Annotated in this window: 15 protein-coding genes and 2 pseudogenes; 4 read left to right on the top strand and 13 right to left on the bottom strand. The window is 38.9% G+C overall.

Annotation, left to right across the window (positions count from 1 at the left end):
* Positions 1 to 212: hypothetical protein (locus tag HF966_RS08830; protein WP_210729374.1), on the top strand; the 212-nt coding region annotated here is incomplete at its 5' end.
* A 330-nt stretch (positions 213 to 542) separates the two neighbouring features.
* Here HF966_RS08830 and HF966_RS08610 read toward each other — a convergent pair.
* From HF966_RS08610 to HF966_RS09020, 10 genes and pseudogenes are all read right to left on the bottom strand, one after another.
* Positions 543 to 2,072 carry a multicopper oxidase family protein gene (locus HF966_RS08610; RefSeq protein ID WP_168677956.1) on the bottom strand — a complete coding sequence of 510 codons (1,530 nt, stop codon included), beginning with the start codon at positions 2,070 to 2,072 and terminating at the stop codon, positions 543 to 545.
* Between the two features lie 41 nt (positions 2,073 to 2,113).
* Entirely contained in the window at positions 2,114 to 2,704 is a 591-nt protein-coding gene (locus HF966_RS08605) for a site-specific integrase (protein ID WP_168677954.1), read from the bottom strand.
* A 251-nt stretch (positions 2,705 to 2,955) separates the two neighbouring features.
* Entirely contained in the window at positions 2,956 to 3,933 is a 978-nt protein-coding gene (locus HF966_RS08600) for a toll/interleukin-1 receptor domain-containing protein (protein ID WP_168677952.1), read from the bottom strand.
* 28 nt (positions 3,934 to 3,961) lie between these two features.
* Complete coding sequence (locus HF966_RS08595) at positions 3,962 to 5,188, bottom strand: restriction endonuclease subunit S (protein ID WP_168677950.1); 1,227 nt, start codon at positions 5,186 to 5,188, stop codon at positions 3,962 to 3,964.
* On the bottom strand, positions 5,181 to 6,773 hold the full coding sequence (locus HF966_RS08590; protein ID WP_168677948.1) for a type I restriction-modification system subunit M: 1,593 nt from the start codon (positions 6,771 to 6,773) through the stop codon (positions 5,181 to 5,183). Before HF966_RS08590 ends, HF966_RS08595 begins: the two co-directional genes overlap by 8 nt.
* Positions 6,774 to 6,800: 27 nt before the next feature.
* Positions 6,801 to 9,773, bottom strand: a complete 2,973-nt coding sequence (locus HF966_RS08585) for a type I restriction endonuclease subunit R (protein WP_168677946.1) — start codon at positions 9,771 to 9,773, stop codon at positions 6,801 to 6,803.
* A gap of 31 nt (positions 9,774 to 9,804) precedes the next feature.
* The gene (locus HF966_RS08580) at positions 9,805 to 10,383 is read right to left on the bottom strand and encodes a DNA-binding protein (protein WP_168677944.1); all 579 of its coding nucleotides are present in this window, start codon (positions 10,381 to 10,383) and stop codon (positions 9,805 to 9,807) included.
* Positions 10,376 to 11,530 (bottom strand): RepB family plasmid replication initiator protein, encoded by a 1,155-nt coding sequence (locus HF966_RS08575; RefSeq protein ID WP_168677942.1) that lies wholly within the window; start codon positions 11,528 to 11,530, stop codon positions 10,376 to 10,378. The genes HF966_RS08580 and HF966_RS08575 overlap by 8 nt, the downstream gene beginning before the upstream one ends.
* Positions 11,531 to 12,027: 497 nt before the next feature.
* Positions 12,028 to 13,263 (bottom strand): MobV family relaxase, encoded by a 1,236-nt coding sequence (gene mobV, locus HF966_RS08570; RefSeq protein ID WP_168677940.1) that lies wholly within the window; start codon positions 13,261 to 13,263, stop codon positions 12,028 to 12,030.
* Between the two features lie 244 nt (positions 13,264 to 13,507).
* Positions 13,508 to 13,843, bottom strand: a pseudogene (locus tag HF966_RS09020) (IS3 family transposase); the annotation flags it as partial.
* A gap of 331 nt (positions 13,844 to 14,174) precedes the next feature.
* On the opposite strand from HF966_RS09020, the gene HF966_RS08560 reads away from it, so the two are divergent.
* On the top strand, positions 14,175 to 15,344 hold the full coding sequence (locus HF966_RS08560) for a metallophosphoesterase family protein (RefSeq protein WP_168677938.1): 1,170 nt from the start codon (positions 14,175 to 14,177) through the stop codon (positions 15,342 to 15,344).
* Between the two features lie 11 nt (positions 15,345 to 15,355).
* Positions 15,356 to 15,665: pseudogene (locus HF966_RS08555) on the top strand (asparagine synthase (glutamine-hydrolyzing)); the annotation flags it as partial.
* 597 nt (positions 15,666 to 16,262) lie between these two features.
* On the opposite strand, the gene mscL reads toward HF966_RS08555, so the two are convergent.
* The 3 genes from mscL to HF966_RS08535 all read right to left on the bottom strand — a co-directional run bounded on the left by mscL (position 16,263) and on the right by HF966_RS08535 (position 20,149).
* Positions 16,263 to 16,631, bottom strand: coding sequence for a large conductance mechanosensitive channel protein MscL (mscL, locus tag HF966_RS08545; RefSeq protein ID WP_168677936.1), 369 nt, complete (start codon positions 16,629 to 16,631; stop codon positions 16,263 to 16,265).
* 807 nt (positions 16,632 to 17,438) lie between these two features.
* Complete coding sequence (locus HF966_RS08540; RefSeq protein WP_168677934.1) at positions 17,439 to 19,202, bottom strand: oleate hydratase; 1,764 nt, start codon at positions 19,200 to 19,202, stop codon at positions 17,439 to 17,441.
* 62 nt (positions 19,203 to 19,264) lie between these two features.
* Positions 19,265 to 20,149, bottom strand: a complete 885-nt coding sequence (locus HF966_RS08535; RefSeq protein WP_168677931.1) for a 3-hydroxyacyl-CoA dehydrogenase — start codon at positions 20,147 to 20,149, stop codon at positions 19,265 to 19,267.
* 407 nt (positions 20,150 to 20,556) lie between these two features.
* Here HF966_RS08535 and HF966_RS08530 point away from each other — a divergent pair.
* On the top strand, positions 20,557 to 20,813 hold a 257-nt coding region (locus tag HF966_RS08530), incomplete at its 3' end, for a DDE-type integrase/transposase/recombinase (RefSeq protein ID WP_345719093.1).

Genomic DNA, 20,813 nt, shown 5'->3' with positions numbered 1-20,813 from the left:
ATTTTTCTTTAAATGCGCCATCAAAAATGCCTCCTCGAAAAAGGTTTTCCAAGACCAGTATAACACCGTTAAAAATCTGGTATAGCCTGTTATACCAAAATGATATTTTGGACAGGCTCTGCGAGGCACGTCATCGACAAGCGATGACAGTAGCGTTTCCCCTTCCTTCTGGGGAAATTGCTATTTTACAGCGCCACTTATCCGGCTTGTAAAACCTCCGGCGGGTCACGCCGTGACGGGGCAGTTTACCACTGCAGGGTCGATTTCAGCGGGAGCATGTCATGCAGAACGCTACCCGCGTGGGGCAAGCTGCTGTCAGCTTAAACACATAAAAAATAAGTTGAGATAGTGTCTGTATCTATCTCAACTTATTTTGAATACTAATATAATTACCTATCGTATTAATTTAAATCTCAAATGTTGCCTAAGTAACTGAATAAAAATAGTCCAATTTATTGACTTCTGAGCAAAGCCCCGCGATGTTTGATCGTTGGAGAGTTCATATTAAAATCATCTTTTTCTATATTAGTATTGTGGGACGTTTACATTTTCATTCCCATTTTCTCATAAGACTGCATACCGCCCATCCAAATCTCAGATGGTTTGACGCCACGTTCTTTAGCCAAGGCCATCATTAACGTATCCATATCCATCAATTTATATTCTTGCTTTGGCTTGGCTGGATCGAATGTTTCAATCTGTGCCATCATGCCGCCATCTTCGTGCTCAATGATATGGCAGTGATACATATAAACCCCTGGCAAATCAAAGCGAACCAGCAGCCGAACCGTTTCACCAGGATTTACGCCAACGGTATCCTTGAAACCATATTCATTTGGGTACGGCGCATGCCCATTCCGCGACAAGACTAAGAATTGGGTTCCATGCACATGGAATGGATGAACCATTCCAGGCGCATCATTGCTATTGGTAACATCCCAGTACTGGGCTTTGCCAATTGGTTGCGTGGCATCAATCCGCTGCATGTCAAACTTTTTACCATCAATCGAGACACCTTCGTCCATCCCCTGCATCACAACGTGGCGAACTGGCAAAGCCGGGTCAACCACTGGGGCCTTCACATCGAACAACTTATCAGGCAAGGTAGTCTGGTCCGGTTTGAACGCATGAATGCGGAACTTTAGCAATGGCACATCATCCGTATATAAGGTGACCTCGTCGCCTTCATGGTATTGGCCAAAATCAACAATCACTTCGGCACGCTCAGCACAAGTCAGCATCAAATGGGTAAATTTGACCGGCTCCGGTAACAGTGAGCCATCCCCGCCAATTTGCGTAAATGGCAGGTCATCGGAAAAATGCAACCGCCATTCACGGCGATTAGCACCATCCAGAAAACGCAACCGGACCTTTTGCGTGGTGACATCAAAATAGGGATTGATTGTACCGTTAATCATTGCAGTTGGCCCAGCAACACCGTCAGGATCATAATCAGCCCGGTAGTCCCACTGGTTGTTCTCATGAAAACGCCGGTCTTGCAAAATGACCGGAATATCGTCAACGCCATAGTTCCTTGGCAATGGCAGTCTGGCTTCATGGTCGTCTTTGACAATCACCATGGCAGCCAAACCATGCCAAACCTGCTCGGCTGTGGATGGGCACGGATGCGCGTGCAGCCACAAAGTCGTCGCCGGTTGTTCCAATGTGAAGTCGATATGCTTACTTTCACCCGGATAAACCGGCGCATGGCATCCGCCATCAACATAAGGGCCACTGACATTAGCCCCATGCCAATGAAAAGTGGTCAACTCAGGCAGGGTGTTTTTCAGTGTCACATGCGTATGCTGACCCCGGCGATACACAATCGTCTGACCTAACAGACTGGTATTATAGCCCCACGTCTTGGTCTTCGCCCCAGGTAACAGTTGCGTTTCCCCAGCCTCTGCTGTCACCGTGTAATAAACGTCGGTCGCCGTCTCTTTATCCGGTTTCAACAACGGCGGCACATTTAAGGGCTTCTCAGGCGCATCACTGACGCCAAGCGGCACGTACCCGCCATCGTGGAGATCAAACGCTGGCTCATCAAAGAAATAGTCCGTATAGGTTTTCATCGTGATTTCCCCCTCTGACAAGAATTTTAACACTTTTTAGGTTAACCAAAGTCAATTTGGTCTAACATGTTTTCTCGACTCGCTTGATCTAAACCAAGATAGGTTAATGTCATGGCTTCACTTGAGTGATTCAATAAATGCATGACTAAGCCAATGTTGTAATTCGATTGCGTGTACACGCGATAAGCACCTGTTTTACGCATGGTATGCGTGCCTAGATAGTTGATACCTAATAGATCACCAACACGCGCCATCACTTTGTAAAACTGCTTCTCAGTGATATGACGGTCTGGATGGGCCGTTGAGGGAAATAACCAGTCCGAATTGATATTTTCTTGGGCCAGCCAATCATGATATTGCAACAAGTCTTGCTGAACAGGCTTTAAATATAACGTGTTTGCTTTACCGGTCTTTTTATCATGAATAAAGGCTGTATTTTTGACAGAGCCGTCTGGATTATAGACATCTGATTTTTTTAATGTCATGACATCACTCACACGTAGTAGGGTAGCTTTGCCAACTTGAAAGATGGTGTAGTTACGACGACCAGCCCGAAAACTATCGAGAAGTGTATCTTGTACCATCTTTAAGACGTTGGAGTCTTTGATGGGTAGGACAATTTGTTGCGCCATGATTTATATATACCTTTCTGAAATTAAATAAATAATTAAATTGTTTATTTATTGATGACCAGGACCGTATTTCTAAACCTCTTTTACGGTTTATTATATCACTTAACAAAAAAACGGCCCCCATTATCTAATGATTAGATAATGGGGGCCGTTTTAATAGTCTTTTTTAGGGGTCATTATGTAATTATAGACCCTGTAAAAATATAGAATCTTTTGTTTTATATATTTATGAGCGCCAATAAATATATAGGCTATTTGCTATCGATGAAATCGTCCGTCAGATCAATTGGGTTTAAAATCTTATAAGCAAGGGTTACCATATTTTTATACTCATCCTCTGAATCCAAGTCAATTTGAATTATTTTTCCTATCGCTAAAAAATTTTTATCATTTATCCAGACAATACCGTCTCCTATTTTCAATGATACAGCCCAATCAATAGCAATGAGGTTATCCAAGTTAATATCTGCTGGATGATTTATTATTTCAAAATTTTTAAAGTTATGAATTCTCATCATCCTACTGACTTTGTTATAAGAGTGAATTGTATTTACCCCACTAGTCGACCAATGAGTTATAAAGTCCATTGGTGAAATTCCTAATTTAAAGTCTCCTCCGTTAAGTAGGTACTGAAAAGAGATTTTATCTTCTGATTGTGGGTTGAAATTCATTAAATTAGCTGAATCATTAGAAAATTTTATTTTTTCAACACTATTGTAATAACTTTCAATTCTAGCTTTAGCGTCAGTTTTAGTTTCACTTTTTTTACTTGGAACCATTTCATCACGTAGAGTGGATACTAACTCAAATATTCCCTTTTTATTCGCTTGAGAATATGGATTGTCAAATTTTAACTGACTGACGTATTTTCCTTTAAAAAAATCCGGCAGATCAATAAATGACTCTTGCTCAATTATAGGAATTATAAAAGGGCTATCAGCTTGTTGTTTAATTAATTCTATTTCGTTATATACGCCAGTTGCTGAATCGGTTGTTTTTTGTAAATAAGTTTGCGTACAAATACAAATAACAAAGTGAGAATTATCAATACCGTCTTGCATGAACTTATCAAGTTTAGTTCCTGGGTGGTTTTCCAATACATCAAGATGGACTCGAAACCCCCAAGATTGCAAATAAATTGCTAACCATTGTGAAAACTTTTTAACTTTCTTGTCTAGTGGCTCGTCTTTTTCCCAAGCATATGAAATAAAAATAGACTTATTCAACACTTCTACACCCTCCTTCTGTAATTAATAATCACTTTGCAAACATTTTTTGCAAGTAGCCTTTTTTCTGTTCTTTCAATAAATCTAACTTACGTTGATGAAGAGCGATAGTATTATCAAAATTTGATAATAATCCAGCTATCTTGTGTTGTTCTCCCAAACTTGGTAATGGAATAGGAAATTCCACTAAGACGTTTTGATTTAAATGTTTAATTGTTCCCCCGGTGGATCGTTGATCTGCAAACTTCAAAAGGAAAGGTGCCTTTAAATAGTGAAACAAATATTTACTATCAATAGCAAGATCTTCTTTGACCCTGACGTTAAACACCCCTGCATTAAGAGTTGCGGGCATCGTTAAACCTTCAACATAAGCAACCTTACCAAGAGTTCCATCTTTTGTAATTAGGATGCTTTTATTCGAAATTTGAATTTTTTTATCTTGCTCAAAACGTTCTTTTTCTACGTAGTGAATATTTGAATAATCGATTTCCCCGGCCTTAAAATCAGTTCCTGTGATTAACATATAGTCACCGTTATCAAGAAACTCTGAGGTTCTTAAATTTTGCCAACCAATTCTTGCATTCATCGTCGCAAGTTCTGAAAGCTTACGCTCTTCCCAATCGTCAGCAAACCCCGCAAATCGCAATTCAGGAACTTTGGCCCCATTTTTAGGGAACATTTTTTGCAAGTAGCCTTTTTTCTGTTCCTTGAGCAAATCTAACTTACGCTGGTTAGCAGCGATAAGGTTATCAAGCGACTCAAAAAGCAGCCCAATCCTTCGTTGCTCCTCGATAGTTGGATATGCGGTTGTGAATTGTAGAACGTCTGATTTGCTCAAATTTGTTTGACTCACACCGTCATCAAATTTCAAAAAATAACGATTTCTATCCAATACTAGTTGTAGAAAAGATGGACTAAAGTTCTCTTTTGCGGTCAAAGCAGCAATTCGCTGATTCAGTGTGTAAACACCGCTACGATCAACCTTAAAGGTCTTCGCAATTGCGCGGCCATTAGGAACATCACTCAAGACGATTGCTACTTCATCTTCCATCAGAGGTTCAATATCTACGTCGCTATATTTACGTACCTGACCTTCAGTGGATACAAACTTAGAATTTACAATTACGAAAGGACCTGTCTCTACAACTGACTTCTCGTGAGCTTTTCCATTACGATAACGCGCTACTTCGGAAAGCTCACGCTGTACCCAAGCATCACTATAACCATTAAATCTTAGTTGAGGCACTTTGTTACTCATGCTTGCCTCCCAATATTTGCTTAGCTGATTCGATAATCGCCTCGCTCTCATCTGTGACCGCTAAATCACTAATCATTGCTAATAAGTCAGATTCACTTTGTTCAATATCACGATTAACGTCACCTAGTTCATGGCTAACCGCTACCAAATCAACTGCCTCTTCTTCTTCAAAGGTATCCACATAACGTGGAATGTTGAGGTTAAAGTCGTTTTCCTTAATCTCTTCAAAGCTCGCAACGTGCGCATACTTGTCCACGTCTTCACGCTTTAAGAACGTCTCCACAATTAAGTCCACGTCTTCTTGGCGCAACTTGTTATTGTTCTTCTGCTTTTCAAAGCCCTTTGACGCATCAATAAAGAGCACATCATCAGTCGTTCGGTTCTTTTCCAGAATCATAATAATGGTTGGAATACCCGTATTCGTAAAGATCTTTTCGGGCAATCCAATCACCGCTGAAATGTTACGATTTTCCAGTAATGCTTGGCGAATACGACCTTCTGCCGCACCACGGAACAAGACCCCGTGTGGCAAAACAATCGCCATCCGGCCATCTTGCTTCAAGTGGTACAAGCCGTGTTGTAAGAACGCGAAGTCAGCCTTTGACTTTGGCGCAATGCCGGCCTTGAAGCGCGGGTCATCTTCTCGATTATCGTTATCCCACTTAAGTGAGTAAGGGGGGTTCGCCATCACGGCATCAAACATGCGCGGGCTATCCACCCCACTTTGGACACCATCAGGCCAGTCTGAACTCAAGGTATCTGCATTATGGATATGGATATCGTTATACTCCACCCCGTGCATCATCAAGTTAATTCGGCCCAAGTTATAGGTGGTTGTGATAACTTCTTGGCCGTAGTACTTAATGGCCCCACGAACACCATCATTCTGCATGTATGAAGCAGTCGTCAAAAGCAATGATCCTGATCCCATGGCTGGGTCATAGAGGCTGTACGTTAGCATATCTTCACGACCAGCCGTTAGGATCCGCGCCATAATATCTGACACTTGGTGTGGCGTATAGAACTCACCAGCCTTTGCACCAGAATTAGCCGCGAACATCCCAATCAAGTATTCGTAGAGATCACCCAACACATCGGCATCTTCATCTAACTCAATTTGGTCAATCAAACTAATCCAATCCATCAAGGTCTTCGTCCGCGTTTGCGTATTGCTACCAAGACGGCTTGAAGCCAAGTCCATGTCGTCAAAGATACCTTCAAAAGTGGCCTTTGCACCTTGTTGAATGCCTTGGTTAAAGTGCACCAACGCATCTGCCACGTTGGTAATGTTGAATTGATCCACGTTAATAGCTGCTTGCCAGTCACTAAAGAGTTCGCCTGGTTGAATCACATACCCTAACTTGGTTTGCATAAAGGCCGCAGCCTTTTCAGGATTCTGTTCCCAGACTGAGGCCCAAGTTTCGCCACGCAATTGCTGATCCAGCCATGTTTGCGCCTTTTCAGATAGAAACTTATAAAACATCAACCCGAAAATATAGTTCTTATATTCAGAAGGTTCAATCTTACCGCGGGTCTCGTTCAATGTTTTCCAAATTAATGCTTGTTTATCTGCTGTTAATGCCATGTTTAGCCCTTTTCTATGATGAGTAATTTATTTTTTTGTGATTTTAGCAAAGTAGTTCAGTAGCGACTCTTCAAAGTCAGCTAGCTCAAAGAAGCCAATATCCAAGCGACTCTCTAAGTCTTGTAGATATTGATTCAGCGCCGTGTTATCAACTAACGCGATACCAGGTCGGTATAGCTCGTAAGCTGCTAGAATATCGTTACCATTGTAATCATGGTCGGCTGCCCACTTGTAAATTTTTAGGTCTTGTTGCGCGGTACGAATCGCCTTACGGACTGACTTGAGCGTTTCAGTTGTAAAAGGCTCCGTATACTCCCCTTGTTCGATACCATCTAAGACTTGTCCAATCTCTTCACGATTATCTTGATCTAAGGGCTGTACATGCTCTTCAACCGCTGCACGGTTGGCAACACTGGTTTCATTCATATATGCATTCAATAAATCGACTAGTTTATCGTAATCAATAATTTCATTCGCAAAGGATTGCAACACCAGTTTGATATTCGTTAAATCAACTTGCTTGTCGGGTGGCAAGACCTCATTCACATCGTTCATGCGTGCTTGCAATGAGCTGAGCTGCGTTGCACTCTCAATGCCTAGTGTGATAGGTCCTTCTGGTCCTTCAACAGAGTTCCCCAAGACATATCCTTGTTGCACTAGTTGTTGGACTTGCGAGTTAACTTGGGCGGCTGTCACGGCAAACTCGACTTGTTCTTTTTCAGAGCGCGGCATTTGTGAAAAATCATCACCCGCTAACTGCTGCAGCCTCTTGATTTGAGGGTTCAAGTCAATAATCTTATCAGCTGCCTTAGGCGCCAAAATCCCTTCATCAAACAACTCTTTTTGTTCCTGATCATCCGGGGTATTCCCCGCATCCGCTAAGGTATCATTGCCCCCTTTGGTATAGATAATCAACGCATCCTTCACTTTTTCTTCCATCACCGCACCTTGACGATAAAAACGCACTTTACCATGAGGTTTAGCTGTTTTATCGATCGTCCGGTTAGTTCGTGACATCGCTTGAATAAGAGGACCTTCACCCAAAATCTTATCCATGTAAATGATATTAACGAATTTTGAATCAAAGCCCGTTAATAATTGATCTGACACAATAATCAAGTCCAATCTGTCGGCATCATTACCCTTGTTATAGGGCTTCTTACGGGCAATGCGCTTGGTCATATCATTGAGGTACGCCCGTTGTGGATCCTTGTCCTCTAAGAAATTACGTGTGCCGTAGAACGTCATGTAGTCTTGCATCGCTTGCTTTAAAGCAGCTTGTAAATCTGACGCCCCCGTCCCATTAGCTTCATCGCGAGAATACGTCATAGCCACCCGTAATTCAGGTGCTAGTTGCTTAAAGAGACTGTAGTAAGAAGCAACGGCTTGCTTACCTGATACGGCTAACATACCTTGGAATTGATTAGGCTCACGGACACCCATGTTAATTGGTCCGCTAGCATTCGTAGCCCAATTACGCTGAATATCTGCCACAACCGCTTGGCGGAATGGCAGACTGGCATATACTTCTTTTTCCAGTTCCTTTTCAGTTAAACCACTATCCAGATCGTGTTCAAAATCAGTCTCATAATACGTCACATCAAACCCAAGGACGTTACCGTCACCAATAGCGTCCTTAATCGTATACCGGTGTAAACGCGGACCGAAAATATCATAGGTTGAAACATCCTTAGAGGTTTTCACGTCATGGACTTCATCGCTATAAAAATTAGGCGTCCCGGTAAACCCAAACCAAGTGGTTTTCGGTAACGCTTGTTTAATTCGGCTGACGGCATCACCACTGGCTGATCGGTGGGCCTCATCCATTAAAATAACCATCCGCTTATTAGCGGCTAGACCTGATTTAATGGCCTTATCCAAGCCTTGTAACGTAATCAAATAGATATGGGCCGTGTTATCGTGCTTAAGAGCACGCTTTAGTTCACTCCCATTCACCACTTGAATCCGATTTTCAAAGGTCTTATAGGCAAATGACTTAAAGTTTTCATAGGTCTGATTGACTAAGTCAACCCGATCCACAATAAACAAAACATCTTCAACCCTTGGTCGTGAAGCCAGTAGTTGCGCCACTTTAAATGACGTGACCGTTTTACCAGAGCCAGTGGTGTGCCAAACATAGCCACCTTCTTTTTCAATCAGCCCGTTTTGATCCATTTCACGCATACGATCTAAAATTTGACGCGTTGCTTGAATTTGATATGAGCGCATGACCATTAAATTATCATTGGCTGCATCCGGAATCATATTCACGGTTACTAAGCGGTGTAAAGCTGGAATACCCATCACCTCATGAATAAAGGTCATCGTATTTGTGACATCCTTACCGGCATCATCACGCCAGCCAAAGGCGAAATCACGGTTATAAGAGTCGCTATTCTTTGGTCGTGCAAAATAGTGCGCTGAATTTTGTGATAGGACAAATTGCACTTGCACAAAAGAAAAGAGTCCCGTGTACATGCCGTCACCGTCATACTTTTGGAACTGCTCAAACGCATTCCACTGGTTTTGCAGGGACTCATCTTTTTCTTCAATGTGGGCCACTGGTAGCCCGTTAATCAGCAACATGATATCAATTCGGCGCTTAGAGCTGAGACTCGTTGCTAAATCCGTAAACGTAATTTGGTTAACGACTTCATAACGTGAATGTCCACCAGCCACTTCATCACCATAGAATATTTCAAGTTCTAGCTGCGTCCCATCATCACGATTCAACGGTACGGTCCCAACACCACCCGCACCCGCCAACATGAGTTGCGCATCATACGGCGTTTTATTCTTCGTTAGTTCCAGCTTCACTTGTTCAAACTCATTATCAGATAACGGGGTATCTTCTAGTCGTTTACGATTGTTGGCATTCAGAATGTCGCGCCAGTGGTCATATAGCCGATCAACCGTGACACCAGAATACTCACTGAGGTAATCCCACCCCTCGCTCTTTAACTTCTCAATCACAGCTTGTTCAAATTTATCTTCCGCCATTTAACTAGTCTTCTTTTCTTTTTAGTTGTAACTATTTACCAAAACGCCACCACTTTTTCGGTTTAGGTTGTGCCTCCGGGGTGCTATTTTCAGGTTCCGGTTGTTTGTCTGACGTCGCCTCTTTTTCACCATCATCATGCAGTGCCATCGTTAAGGCTTTCAAGTCCTTAATTTCTGCCTTGTATTCTTCGAGCAGTTGTTTGTCTTGTAAGGCTAATCGTTGTTGTTGATCTAATAAATTTTGCATTTGAGTCAATTGCTTAAAGTGTTGTGATTTAGTTTCTTTTAAATCTTCTATTTGTGCATTCTGATACTTAATAATATCATTTAAGTAGTTAATATCTGAATGTTTTAGGTTGGCGTTTTCAAAGTTTTCGGTTTTTGATTCTGGTTGTTGATATGTGTTTTCGGTTTTCGATTTATGGTTGTCGATTCCAGACGAAAACATTGTTCTTATAGCCTTTTGCCCGTTTTCGTTAACCAAAAACCGGTTTCCGTTTTTTGAAAACCATTGTTTTCGTTCGCTATCCGAAACTTTTTTGTTAATTGCAGTCTTACTAACTCCTAACTCATCAGCAAGTTCTCGAATTGTTTTTAAATTTTCACTCATGATCTATATCCTGCCTTTTAACGATTGGTAGATATTGTTCAATCGATTTTTTAAGATACTTAGCAATATTCTTTTTCGAATAATCATCTTGTTTGTCTCTGATATAGGCTAAGTGTTCTTTCACGCCCTTTAAACCACGTAACTCTTTTAATTCGTCATAAAGTGGATAAACATTTTTCTGTAACCCTGACAAAATAGACGTATCCGTCAAATCAATATATGACAACAAGAAATGTTCCATCAGCAATTTTGTATATGGACTTTTCATAGCTTCATATACGAGGTCTTTTTCACTTTCTTCTTGCCTTATCTTACCGTCAATATAAGTTGGATCATCTAGCTTGTAACTAATATCATCTGCCACTGGTTTTTTAGTAATGTGAAAGATAATGCTATCAATGTTGCGTCCTTTTTTAACTTTCTCGTGCGTCACGTTAAAGGTTGTATGAGCATTGATTTCTTTTAAAGAGTTTTTCAAGATATAACTCTCAAACCTATCAAACCTCTGATACTCATTAACAGTATCAGTCATTTCTCGCAACTCTCGAATACCGATTTTGGGATTACGATAGCTTTCTACTTGTTCTTCTCGTCGTCCACCTTTGACGCTGTAATGTTCGTACTGATTGTAATTCATCGACAACCAACGATACAAAATTATTGCATATTTGCTGTTCAATTCTGCAATATCTGACAAAGCATGTTGCGTAAAATTATTTTTGAGATTAATTAGATAAGGCATAATTTCACGATGAAATTCAATTTTTACTTCGTCATTATAATCTGTCCATTCCACATACGGGATTGGTACAATACTAATAAATTTAAAGCCTTTATCTTGTTCTTTTTTAATCTGAAAAAAAGCTTGTTTCTGCATTTTTTCAATCGCTTGTTTAAAGCGACTGTTCTTATCATTATCATTGACTTTAAAAAAAGCAAACATTTCTTGCTTTGATAAATACACCGTTTGATCTTGAGGTGGATTGTCGGTATCAATTAAAGACACCGCTAGTTCAAACATTTTGAGGGGTGTTTTATCCATCTTGGCAATGGATGTGATTAAACTATTATGTTCGACGACTTTTCGTTTTGATAACTCATTCAAGGTCTGTACCTGACTTGTTTTTGATTCTGGTATAATTGACATATAAATACGCTCCTTTGGGCGTGTTATTGGATAAGCATAAAGAAAAACTTTTAGACGGGAATTTCTTTATGCTTTTATTGTATCACTATGTACCACAATTTATTTTTATCTTTGTGGGGTATACACAGTTTTTTTGTGGGGTATACACAGTTTTTTTGTGGGGTATACACAGTTTTTTTGTGGGGTATCCTCTTGTTAACCCTTGATAATACTGACTTTATAACTGCGCAAAAGAACAAAAGATTAAAATATAAAAGATAAACTTATAATAGGCTGCGCCTTTTTATTGATTCAATAAAATAAAAAACAAAAAGAACACCGTTGTACATAAATTTTGTACAGGGTGTTCTTTTTTGAATTATTTTAAAGGATAGATACCTAGTTATCTATCATAATTTCCACTTATTACGCCAATAGCGACGTTTGAATCTATTTGATGACTATTTCTCAGTCTTATGGCTAAAAACGCTTAGACGGGCAAATAGGCCGTTTTAACGTTAGAGACCTGGTCCTTTAAAAACATCACGCGTTAATTCAATGATTCGATTGATTAATGCTTTAACTTGTTCGATACCGCGATCTAATCTAGTTGGCGCTATTTTGGTGTCTGGATCTGCTCTAGCTGTCGTCAAGGTTTTTAACCAGGACTGGGCTACTTTTTTATTTTTTGTGAGTTCTTCATGATCCAGCTTATAAAGAACATACCGAGCCTCCACATCAGTATGCGATAGCTTTTCGACACCATAATCATTTTTAAGCATGTCACGCATGGCATAATCCAGCTGTTGCTGTTCGCGCTGCCGCTTCTGTAGCGCTTGATGCGTTTCTTTTAGGTTTTGATAATCAGCTTGGATGTCAGCTAATTGCGCTTTGACTTGTCCTAACGTTTGCTTGAGTTCTTCCGTCTCATGCTGGCTTTCCAAGGTGGCTTTCTTCATCGTGGCTAACACGTTTTTAAAGCGATCTAAGTCATCTGGTTTCAGCACCGTCTTACCAAAGAGGTTTTTAGATAAGGCTTGTTTAAAGGCATCAATTTGTTTTTCGGCTAAGTCAACTTCCGTTAAGGCTTGATCCGTGATTTTAAGTACGGCATGTTTAGCCCTAATATTTTCTTCAACGTCAGCTAGTTCGTTTTTTAAGGCGTTAAACTGATCGTTGTATTTTTTGATTTCAGCGACATTCTCAAACGGTAAGGTTTTGTTATTTAAAATACCTTGTTCATAAAAGGGCAGCACTTTTTTTAAATGCTGATCTAAATCATCATGAAAGGTTTGTAAATCATGGCGCGTGAGTACTTCTTTAGCGGATACTTTATCACGCGCTTTTTTTGCATCAAAGACCACTGGGACAAAGGCATAGTGCAAGTGTGGTGTTGTCTCATCATAATGCACCACAGCGGCCACGGCATTTTCTTGCCCATAGCGTTCGTTGAGAAAATTTGTGGTTGCTTCAAAAAAGGCGCTCTGTTGCTCGTAGGGGGCTTCTGTGAGTTCTTCAGGTAAAGTGACTATCCACGTCGCTAACGCCTTCACATCGTCTCTTTTCATGCAATAAACGTCATTTAAACGCTCGTTGAAACGTGAAAGCATATCTGAACCATCTGCCATGAGATCTTGATTCAGATAGGATTTCGACACATCAATTTCTTTGTTAGTATGATGGTCGGTTTTACGTTCAAAATGGACCGCTAAACCAGGTACTGCGCCACGCGTATTTTTCTTTAAATGCGCCATCAAAAATGCCTCCTCGAAAAAGGTTTTCCAAGACCAGTATAACACCGTTAAAAATCTGGTATAGCCTGTTATACCAAAATGATATTTTGGACAGGCTCTGCGAGGCGTGTCATCGACAAGCGATGACAGTAGCGTTTCCCCTTCCTACTGGGGAAACTGCTATTTTACAGCGCCTATTATCCGGCTCGTAAAACCTCCGGCGGGTCACGCCGTGACGGGGCAATTTATCATTGCAAGATCACCTTCAGTGAGAGCATGTCATGCAGAACGCTAACCGCGTGGGGTAAGCTGGTGTCAGCTTAACCACATTAAAATAATCGGTAAATGTAAGTGTATAATAAAATTTTGGCGGATTAACCTGCTCATGGGTCAATAGATTGGGCTTTTGATCAACAGTCACCAAAGTTTTGGGTTTACGATTACGTTTTTGCATGCGGGATCTAATCCCTAATTGATGCATTAATTTGAGTGTCATATACTCAGATACCTTTGGCCCGTCGGTTTGTTGACTATAAGCAGCAATACGACGATAACCATAAAATTTAAAGGTTTTCCAAACGTCTAAAATATAAGATTTTAGGGATTCTCTATGCTTTGCTTGTCTACTGGGTTGCTAATGGCGCCAGTTGTAATAGGTACTAGGTTTGAGTTTAAGTGGACTTAAAATACGCACATGCACGTAGCCCTATGCTAAAAATTGATTAACTATCGGCAATCCCACATTACAGACTATTTTTTGGCTACTAAGATGGCTGCTCGCTTTAAAATCTTGTGAATAACGCATTGACATAAAAATACTCCTATACTTTCATTTTACGGACTGAATAAGAATAGGCCATTTTTTAGTATAAGAGCAAATAATTATGAGTCTAAAACATGATAAGATTTAGTCAATTAGGAGAATAAAAATCGTGAAAATCAAATTTCTTACTAAAAATTTTTTTAGACCGAGACCATCTGAATTTATCTCTGTTCAAACTGATAACTTTTTGAGAAAATTAAAGCCGAGACCGTTTTTTACAGAATATATCGAGCAAGTTTTCAGAAAGAACGTTGAACCTAACGTTAGCCAAAATTGCTTGACTTTATCGGTTTTAACGGACACTCATGAAAAAGCTGTTGCCAGTTCATCGTACTATGGTCTCAACGGGGTAAGGCATATTATCGAAGCCAATAAGGCTTGCGATTCATTGCCAGTGGATTACAATATTCATTTAGGCGATTTGATCGACGGTAGTGATAAGCCAGAGATCAGTCGAGGATTGTTACAATTCACGATGGAAAATTACCAAAATAGCCAGCGTCCTTTTTATGTGCTGGAAGGTAATCACGATGAAAATGATAAGTATGATGAACACAAATTTATTACTTCAGCCTCATTTAGACGTGACGACTACTATAATTTGGTAACGAAACATGATTTCGAACAACCTGAGATCAAACGCTTGAGTCTTGGTTCCAAAGTTGCTTGGATCGATAAAGGGGATATTCGAGTAATTTTCTTGAATACGAGCGATATTCCCTATATCCTAAATGGCGGGACCAAGAAGTACGACTTCAAAAAAGTCCGTGGTATCCGCGAGCAACAGATCGAAGATTTAATATCTATTTTAGAAAAGACAATTGATAAGCATGTCGTAGTTTTTGGTCATGCTAATTTGATCAATCAAAGTGGTCGTTCAGCTTTGAACTTCAACGGTGACTTAGTTCAGAAGATTTTTACTAGCTTTAATAATAAGGATTCTGGACAACTTAAAAATGAATTATCCGGTGATTTTGGAGTTAATGTTCGCTATAACTTTACTGATACCGGTATTTCGACCATATCGAATTATATTTGTGGACACATGCATTATGAAAAGTACTACAAAGTTAATGGAATTAATCATATAATATTAAATTGTTCGGCCTTAATGGGTAAAAAACATGGCTTCACGACTGATTATAATAAAAAATGGGATCGCCGATATAATGAGATTTCCGAATTAGCTGGATATTTCATTAATATCAATCCCGACAAAATGTTGCTCCAAATATTTGGATATGGTGCAGCAACCAGATTCGTAAGTTTTGAAATTTAAGGAGAATTCATATGTGCGGTATCGTCCGGTTTCGTAGACAAGAAGATTGCTGACAAAAATCCAGTTATAGAAGCTATGATGGATACGATCAAACATCGTGGTCCAAATAGTTCGGGGGAATTAGTTAATGAGGATACGGCGCTAGGATTTCGTCGATTGAGTATCATTGATATCAACAGTGGTATGCAACCTATTTACAATGAAGATAAATCAAAAGCAGTAATTTTTAACGGAGAAATTTATAACTACCAAGGTATTAGAGAAGAATTGATCAACAAGGGTCATACTTTTACTACCGAAACAGATACAGAAGTATTGGTTGCTCTTATGCTAGATTTACGGACAGATTTTCTTCTGCCCTGTAAACTAATAGCATAGGAGCTTTTTTTTAATATGATTCGATACAAAAAAGAATTTAAGCAGTCTCTTGTTAAGATGCACAATCAAGGCCTTTCATATACGTCGCTGATGTCAAAGATCCCGACAAGAAAAAAGTTTTACATGCAATTTATACGTATGCGCTTGATAAAAAACAGGACGAACTACTTAAAGACAAAAAGTTTGTTATTTGAAAAGAAAGGGGGGTTTATGTTGTCAATCATAGCTGATTTAATCAGTTTAATAACCGATATACTTTCAAACTATCTATGGTATTCTGATGAACGAAAAAATACGAAATCGAATAAGTAATAACTATATTGTTATTTAGCCTAGAGTTAATCTAGATATTTTATAATCAATACATAGTCAATTACATGACTATTCTCTTCTCTCCCATAAATTTTATTCATCAATTATTCTCTCTTAAAAAAGGCCATTCTAGGGGAATGGCCTTTTTATTAAAATTAATTATCCAAAAGAATAAAAAGTACTAACGCCAAATAATAAGGCATCAGTACGTATGTTAAAAATTATAATTTATTTTTTCTCAAGAAGTTCTGTAATCCGTTTCAAATATTTTTCTGTATTGGTTTCTTCAACAACTTTTTCTTCAACACGCTTCTTACTTACTTTGTTAAATACTTTAACCATTATAAATATTGAAAAAGCAATGATCAAAAAGTTAATAACTGTCTGTAAGAATGATCCATAGGCTACAGTAGCTGTTCCAACTTTTACAGCCAAATTAGAAATATCAATCCCTCCGATTAATATCCCCACAAGTGGCATAATAATATCATTAACCAATGATTTTACAATTAATCCGAAAGCACCACCTATAATGACACCCACTGCTAGATCGACGACATTTCCCTTAAAGGCAAAGTCTCTAAATTCTTTCCACATAAAAAATCTCCCTTGTATTTTAATTAGAGCTCAAATGTATTATTATATTAAAAAATAATAAAACTAGCAAGATTAATGCTTAACATTTTAACTATAATTAATTTTTCTGCTAAAAAACAATTAACTTATATTTATTAGCAAGTTTACTGTTTATAGGACTATTATCTTTCAAATTTAAACCTTCTGTATTTACCGGAAGTGTATTTTCACTATTAGTCAGTCCTAAATTATTGTATCAACACTGTTAGACGGTGTTTCATTAAGCACATCATTTTGGTTTTATGTTGTCTACTTTGTAGTTTTTATGGATTCATATCTGATATTCCTACAAGTATCCATAAAAAAGCGTGCTTAAAATCCAGTCATTTCACAAACCGGCAACGTGATTAAACCAAGGTTTAGAGGGCTAGACCAATTAAAAAACGTAAAATTCACAAAGTTTCTGATGAATATAAAAGCGCTATCCTTACAGCGAGTAAGGATAGCGCTTTTTACTTAATCTCGGTTATCGGCACTAACCGATACGACGCCGTTTATAAGCCGTCACTTGTGAATTTCAAAAATTCGCCTTGTGAAAGCTTATTTGTTGCACGACACAACTTGTGAAATCCGACTGGTTCACAATCTATACCACCTGTTTTCTCTCACCGGCAGGGATCGGCCCTGTTCCACCTACACAAACACCCAGAAATCACGCCGTTTTAAGCTGAAATCCGGTTTTCGAAAAATTTTCGGAGTCCGGCACCTCTCGGTGCCGAAAAAACCTGTCCATAATCTTGACATCAGCGCCCTAACAGATATCATGCTTTATAGTAATTTACTCTCTTTAAGTAACTCTTCGATAAACGTTCCCTTTATCTTCTTTTTTAGAGCTACTTTAGCTAATTTTGGAATTCCTAAATTAGCCTCATCAATGGTTTTTTTATCTCCCATGTAGTAGATGGCTTTAAGTAGTTCTCGAATATCATAAATGGATCCATAAACTTCAGGAACAGCGCGTTCAACTTCAAGTAAAGTATATACAGATTCCATGGCCGTTCTAATTGAATATTCGGTAGTAAATACAGTGTCATTACTAGGTGACTCTGCGAAATTACCAATAAAGGCTAAATTAACAGATCCCTTAGGAACAATATCTGGCCTATCACCCGCAACGCGGGGCATAAAGTATGATGTAATAAATGGCATAAATACTGGAACGGTATTTATATTGTTTTGGTTAGACAATTCTTTGATTTTTGTCTCAGGGACACCAAGGTGATAAAGGAGTTCTTGAGTAATTTCTTCACCAGAACTTTCTACAATGGTCTTATCAACAAAATTTCCTTTGGTATCTGAATATAGTCCATATATCCATACAGTTGTTTCATTTTCTTTTTGTTCTTTGAAATGTGGCTGCCTGTGAACAGCAAAACTCATCAACCAGTTCGAATCGGTTATGGTAATTATCCCACCAGTATTAATTTTGTGATCATGCAAATCACGATTGGTGAGACGTTCAATGTAAGGTTCAATTTCTGGTGATTTTATAGTGGCTGTCGCTGATACGAACCAACTTTTTTCAGGTAGGTTATCATAGAATACTTCTGGATGACCAAAATCATTAGATTGCTCTGCCAGATTCTTCCATAGTGACCAACTACCACCCAACTCTTTTGATATAGGAGCGGGTTTATCATGGCTGCCGTATGTTGAACTTTCTGTAATAGAACCATTTGTAACGAATACAAGATCATCACGTGATAGGCTAACATCATCACCATCCTGGATCACGAGTTTTTTTGCAATTTTTTCGTCATTTTCGAAATCTACCACAACATTATTAACTTGTGTATCATATATGAATTCGACATTGTATGACTCTAAATACTTTATAATTGGTAGAACCATAGACTCATACTGATTGTATCTATTGAACTTTAGGGCACTAAAATCAGGTAATCCATCGATATGATGGATAAATCGCATCGTGTATCGACGCATCTCAACTGCAGAGTGCCACTTTTCAAAAGCAAACATAGTTGCCCAGTACATCCAAAAGTTACTTTCAAAGAACTCATTTGAGAAGAATTCCTCAATAGTCGTCTTACCCAATTTTGACTCAGGAGTTAAAACTAAATCTATTAATTCTTTAGATTTTTCATCCAAAGTATACAGGCCATCAGTTGGTACGCGCTGTCCACGATTATAAATTAGGCGAGTATTAGATGAATTTGGATCATCTTTATCTAACCAATAAAATTCATCTAAGTAAGAGGCATCTTTAATTTCTAAAGAAGGAATTGATCGATACATATCCCACATAGTTTCAAAATGATTTTCCATTTCTCGACCACCACGTGTCACAAAGCCGATGTTGGTACGTTTTTCTCCATCTAACGATCCACCCGGAGTAGGCAATTCCTCATATATATGAATTTTTTCCCCGGACATATGTCCATCCCGCACTAAGAAAACAGCGGTAGCCAGTCCGGCCAGACCTCCTCCAATAATATACGCTGATTTTTGATCCACATTTTTGGGCTTCCTTGGACGTGCAAAAGCTTCATAATTTCCGTTAGAATATCGCATAATGGCCTCCTTTTACTATGCTTTATGTTGATATAGTCTATTAAAAAACGTTAATGTCATCCTTACTTTAAGAATGACTCTTGTTGGTATTCAGGGTTAGGATATTCATAGAAGCCCTTTCCTGATGCAAATCCCGTATGTCCCTTATCGATCATTTCTTTTATCAAACGAGCAATCTTGGCTTGTTCTTCATCTGTTTCTGACCTTGATAAAGCTAAATTATAGGGTGTCTGTAGACCAACCATATCTAATATTGCAAACGGTCCCATTGGAGCCTTCGTTGCTAACATCCAAGCTTTATCAATTGTATGGGGATCGGAAATTTCATTTGCCCACAGTTTTGTTCCCGCATCTAAAAATGGAACTAAGAGTGAATTTAGAATATAACCATGTTGTTCCTTGTTTAGTTTAAAAGGGACCATTCGGATATCTCGCGCAAATTTCACAAGTTCGTCAATATACTTCTCATCAGTTCCCGCATGTCCCATAATTTCAGCATTATTGTTGACCCATATTTGGTTAGCAAAATGTAGGGCTAAAAATTTTTCTGGACGATCAACACTGTCAACAAATTGAGATGGTACGAACGTAGAAGAATTTGAAGCAAATATTGCCTTTTGGGGGGCAACTCTCGAAAGTTGCTCATAGAAATTCTTCTTAATGTTGACATCTTCTGGAATTGCCTCAATGACTAGGTCTGCATCCTGAACAGCATCAGTTAGATTAGAACTAAAGCGAATGTTTTCAATGACTTTATCCGCTTTTTCACCATCTGCATAGAAATTTTTATAAGTGTCTGGATAAGACGTCATTAATTGTTCAGAGTGCTTTAGAGCCGAATCATTGACATCATAAACAGTAACATTGAATCCCATGAACTGACTTTGGAAGGCAATTTGCCCACCTAAAACCCCACCACCGGCGACAGTTACATTTTTGATAGACATATTTTGCCCTCCTATAATGATTTAATACATTAATTATATCACTGTAAGAAAACGCTTTCATGAAATTGAACTCAAGTGAAACAGTAACTTTACTTGCTGCACCCCCACGAATAATCGGCATGACTTTGAAAGATGGCGGAGTCTTTGATTTGTAGGGCGATGTGTGGAAACATAAGTCATATATAACGGTCTGCTTATATAATTACGGAAAATATAGCAATATTAAAGGGCTATTATGTCATTTTATAATTAAAACAGCCCCCATTATCTAGTCACTAGACAATGAGGGCTGTTTTAATAGGTTTTCTCAGGGGCGATTATATAATTATAGACCCTAAATTAATTGATATCTGAATAAGCTGCATTAAGTAAACCAAACATTGGCCTAGGAGGCTTGAAGCTATTCAATGCGTGAATTAGGGATTAAATCCCGCATGCAAAAACGTTATCGCAAACCCAAAACTGTTGTGACGGTTGATCAAAAGCCCAATCTGATTAGACACTTGCATGATTTGAGTGGTGTTTGGCAAACAGATATCACTTATATTCAGTTGACTAATCACAGATGGGTCTATTTAGCGACCGTTTTGGATCCTGAGAAGAGAAAAGTATTGGGCTATAAAATTGGCGATACAATGACAGCCGAGCTAGCCACAAGTGCCTT

Source organism: Leuconostoc holzapfelii, assembly GCF_012396485.1.
Lineage (GTDB): Bacteria > Bacillota > Bacilli > Lactobacillales > Lactobacillaceae > Leuconostoc > Leuconostoc holzapfelii.
The sequence above is the reverse complement of the archived record's forward strand: the minus strand, read 5'-3'. Positions and strand labels throughout refer to the sequence as shown.

Bases quoted from the DNA above. Each gene is read 5' to 3' on its own strand.
- HF966_RS08575 (WP_168677942.1), bottom strand. From the start codon at position 11,530: ATGTCAATTATACCAGAATCAAAAACAAGTCAGGTACAGACCTTGAAT.
- mscL (WP_168677936.1), bottom strand. From the start codon at position 16,631: ATGTGGAAAGAATTTAGAGACTTTGCCTTTAAGGGAAATGTCGTCGAT.
- HF966_RS08610 (WP_168677956.1), bottom strand. From the start codon at position 2,072: ATGAAAACCTATACGGACTATTTCTTTGATGAGCCAGCGTTTGATCTC.
- HF966_RS08580 (WP_168677944.1), bottom strand. From the start codon at position 10,383: ATGAGTGAAAATTTAAAAACAATTCGAGAACTTGCTGATGAGTTAGGA.
- mobV (WP_168677940.1), bottom strand. From the start codon at position 13,263: ATGGCGCATTTAAAGAAAAATACGCGTGGCGCAGTACCTGGTTTAGCG.
- HF966_RS08535 (WP_168677931.1), bottom strand. From the start codon at position 20,149: ATGTCTATCAAAAATGTAACTGTCGCCGGTGGTGGGGTTTTAGGTGGG.
- HF966_RS08605 (WP_168677954.1), bottom strand. From the start codon at position 2,704: ATGGCGCAACAAATTGTCCTACCCATCAAAGACTCCAACGTCTTAAAG.
- HF966_RS08590 (WP_168677948.1), bottom strand. From the start codon at position 6,773: ATGGCATTAACAGCAGATAAACAAGCATTAATTTGGAAAACATTGAAC.
- HF966_RS08595 (WP_168677950.1), bottom strand. From the start codon at position 5,188: ATGAGTAACAAAGTGCCTCAACTAAGATTTAATGGTTATAGTGATGCT.
- HF966_RS08585 (WP_168677946.1), bottom strand. From the start codon at position 9,773: ATGGCGGAAGATAAATTTGAACAAGCTGTGATTGAGAAGTTAAAGAGC.
- HF966_RS08540 (WP_168677934.1), bottom strand. From the start codon at position 19,202: ATGCGATATTCTAACGGAAATTATGAAGCTTTTGCACGTCCAAGGAAG.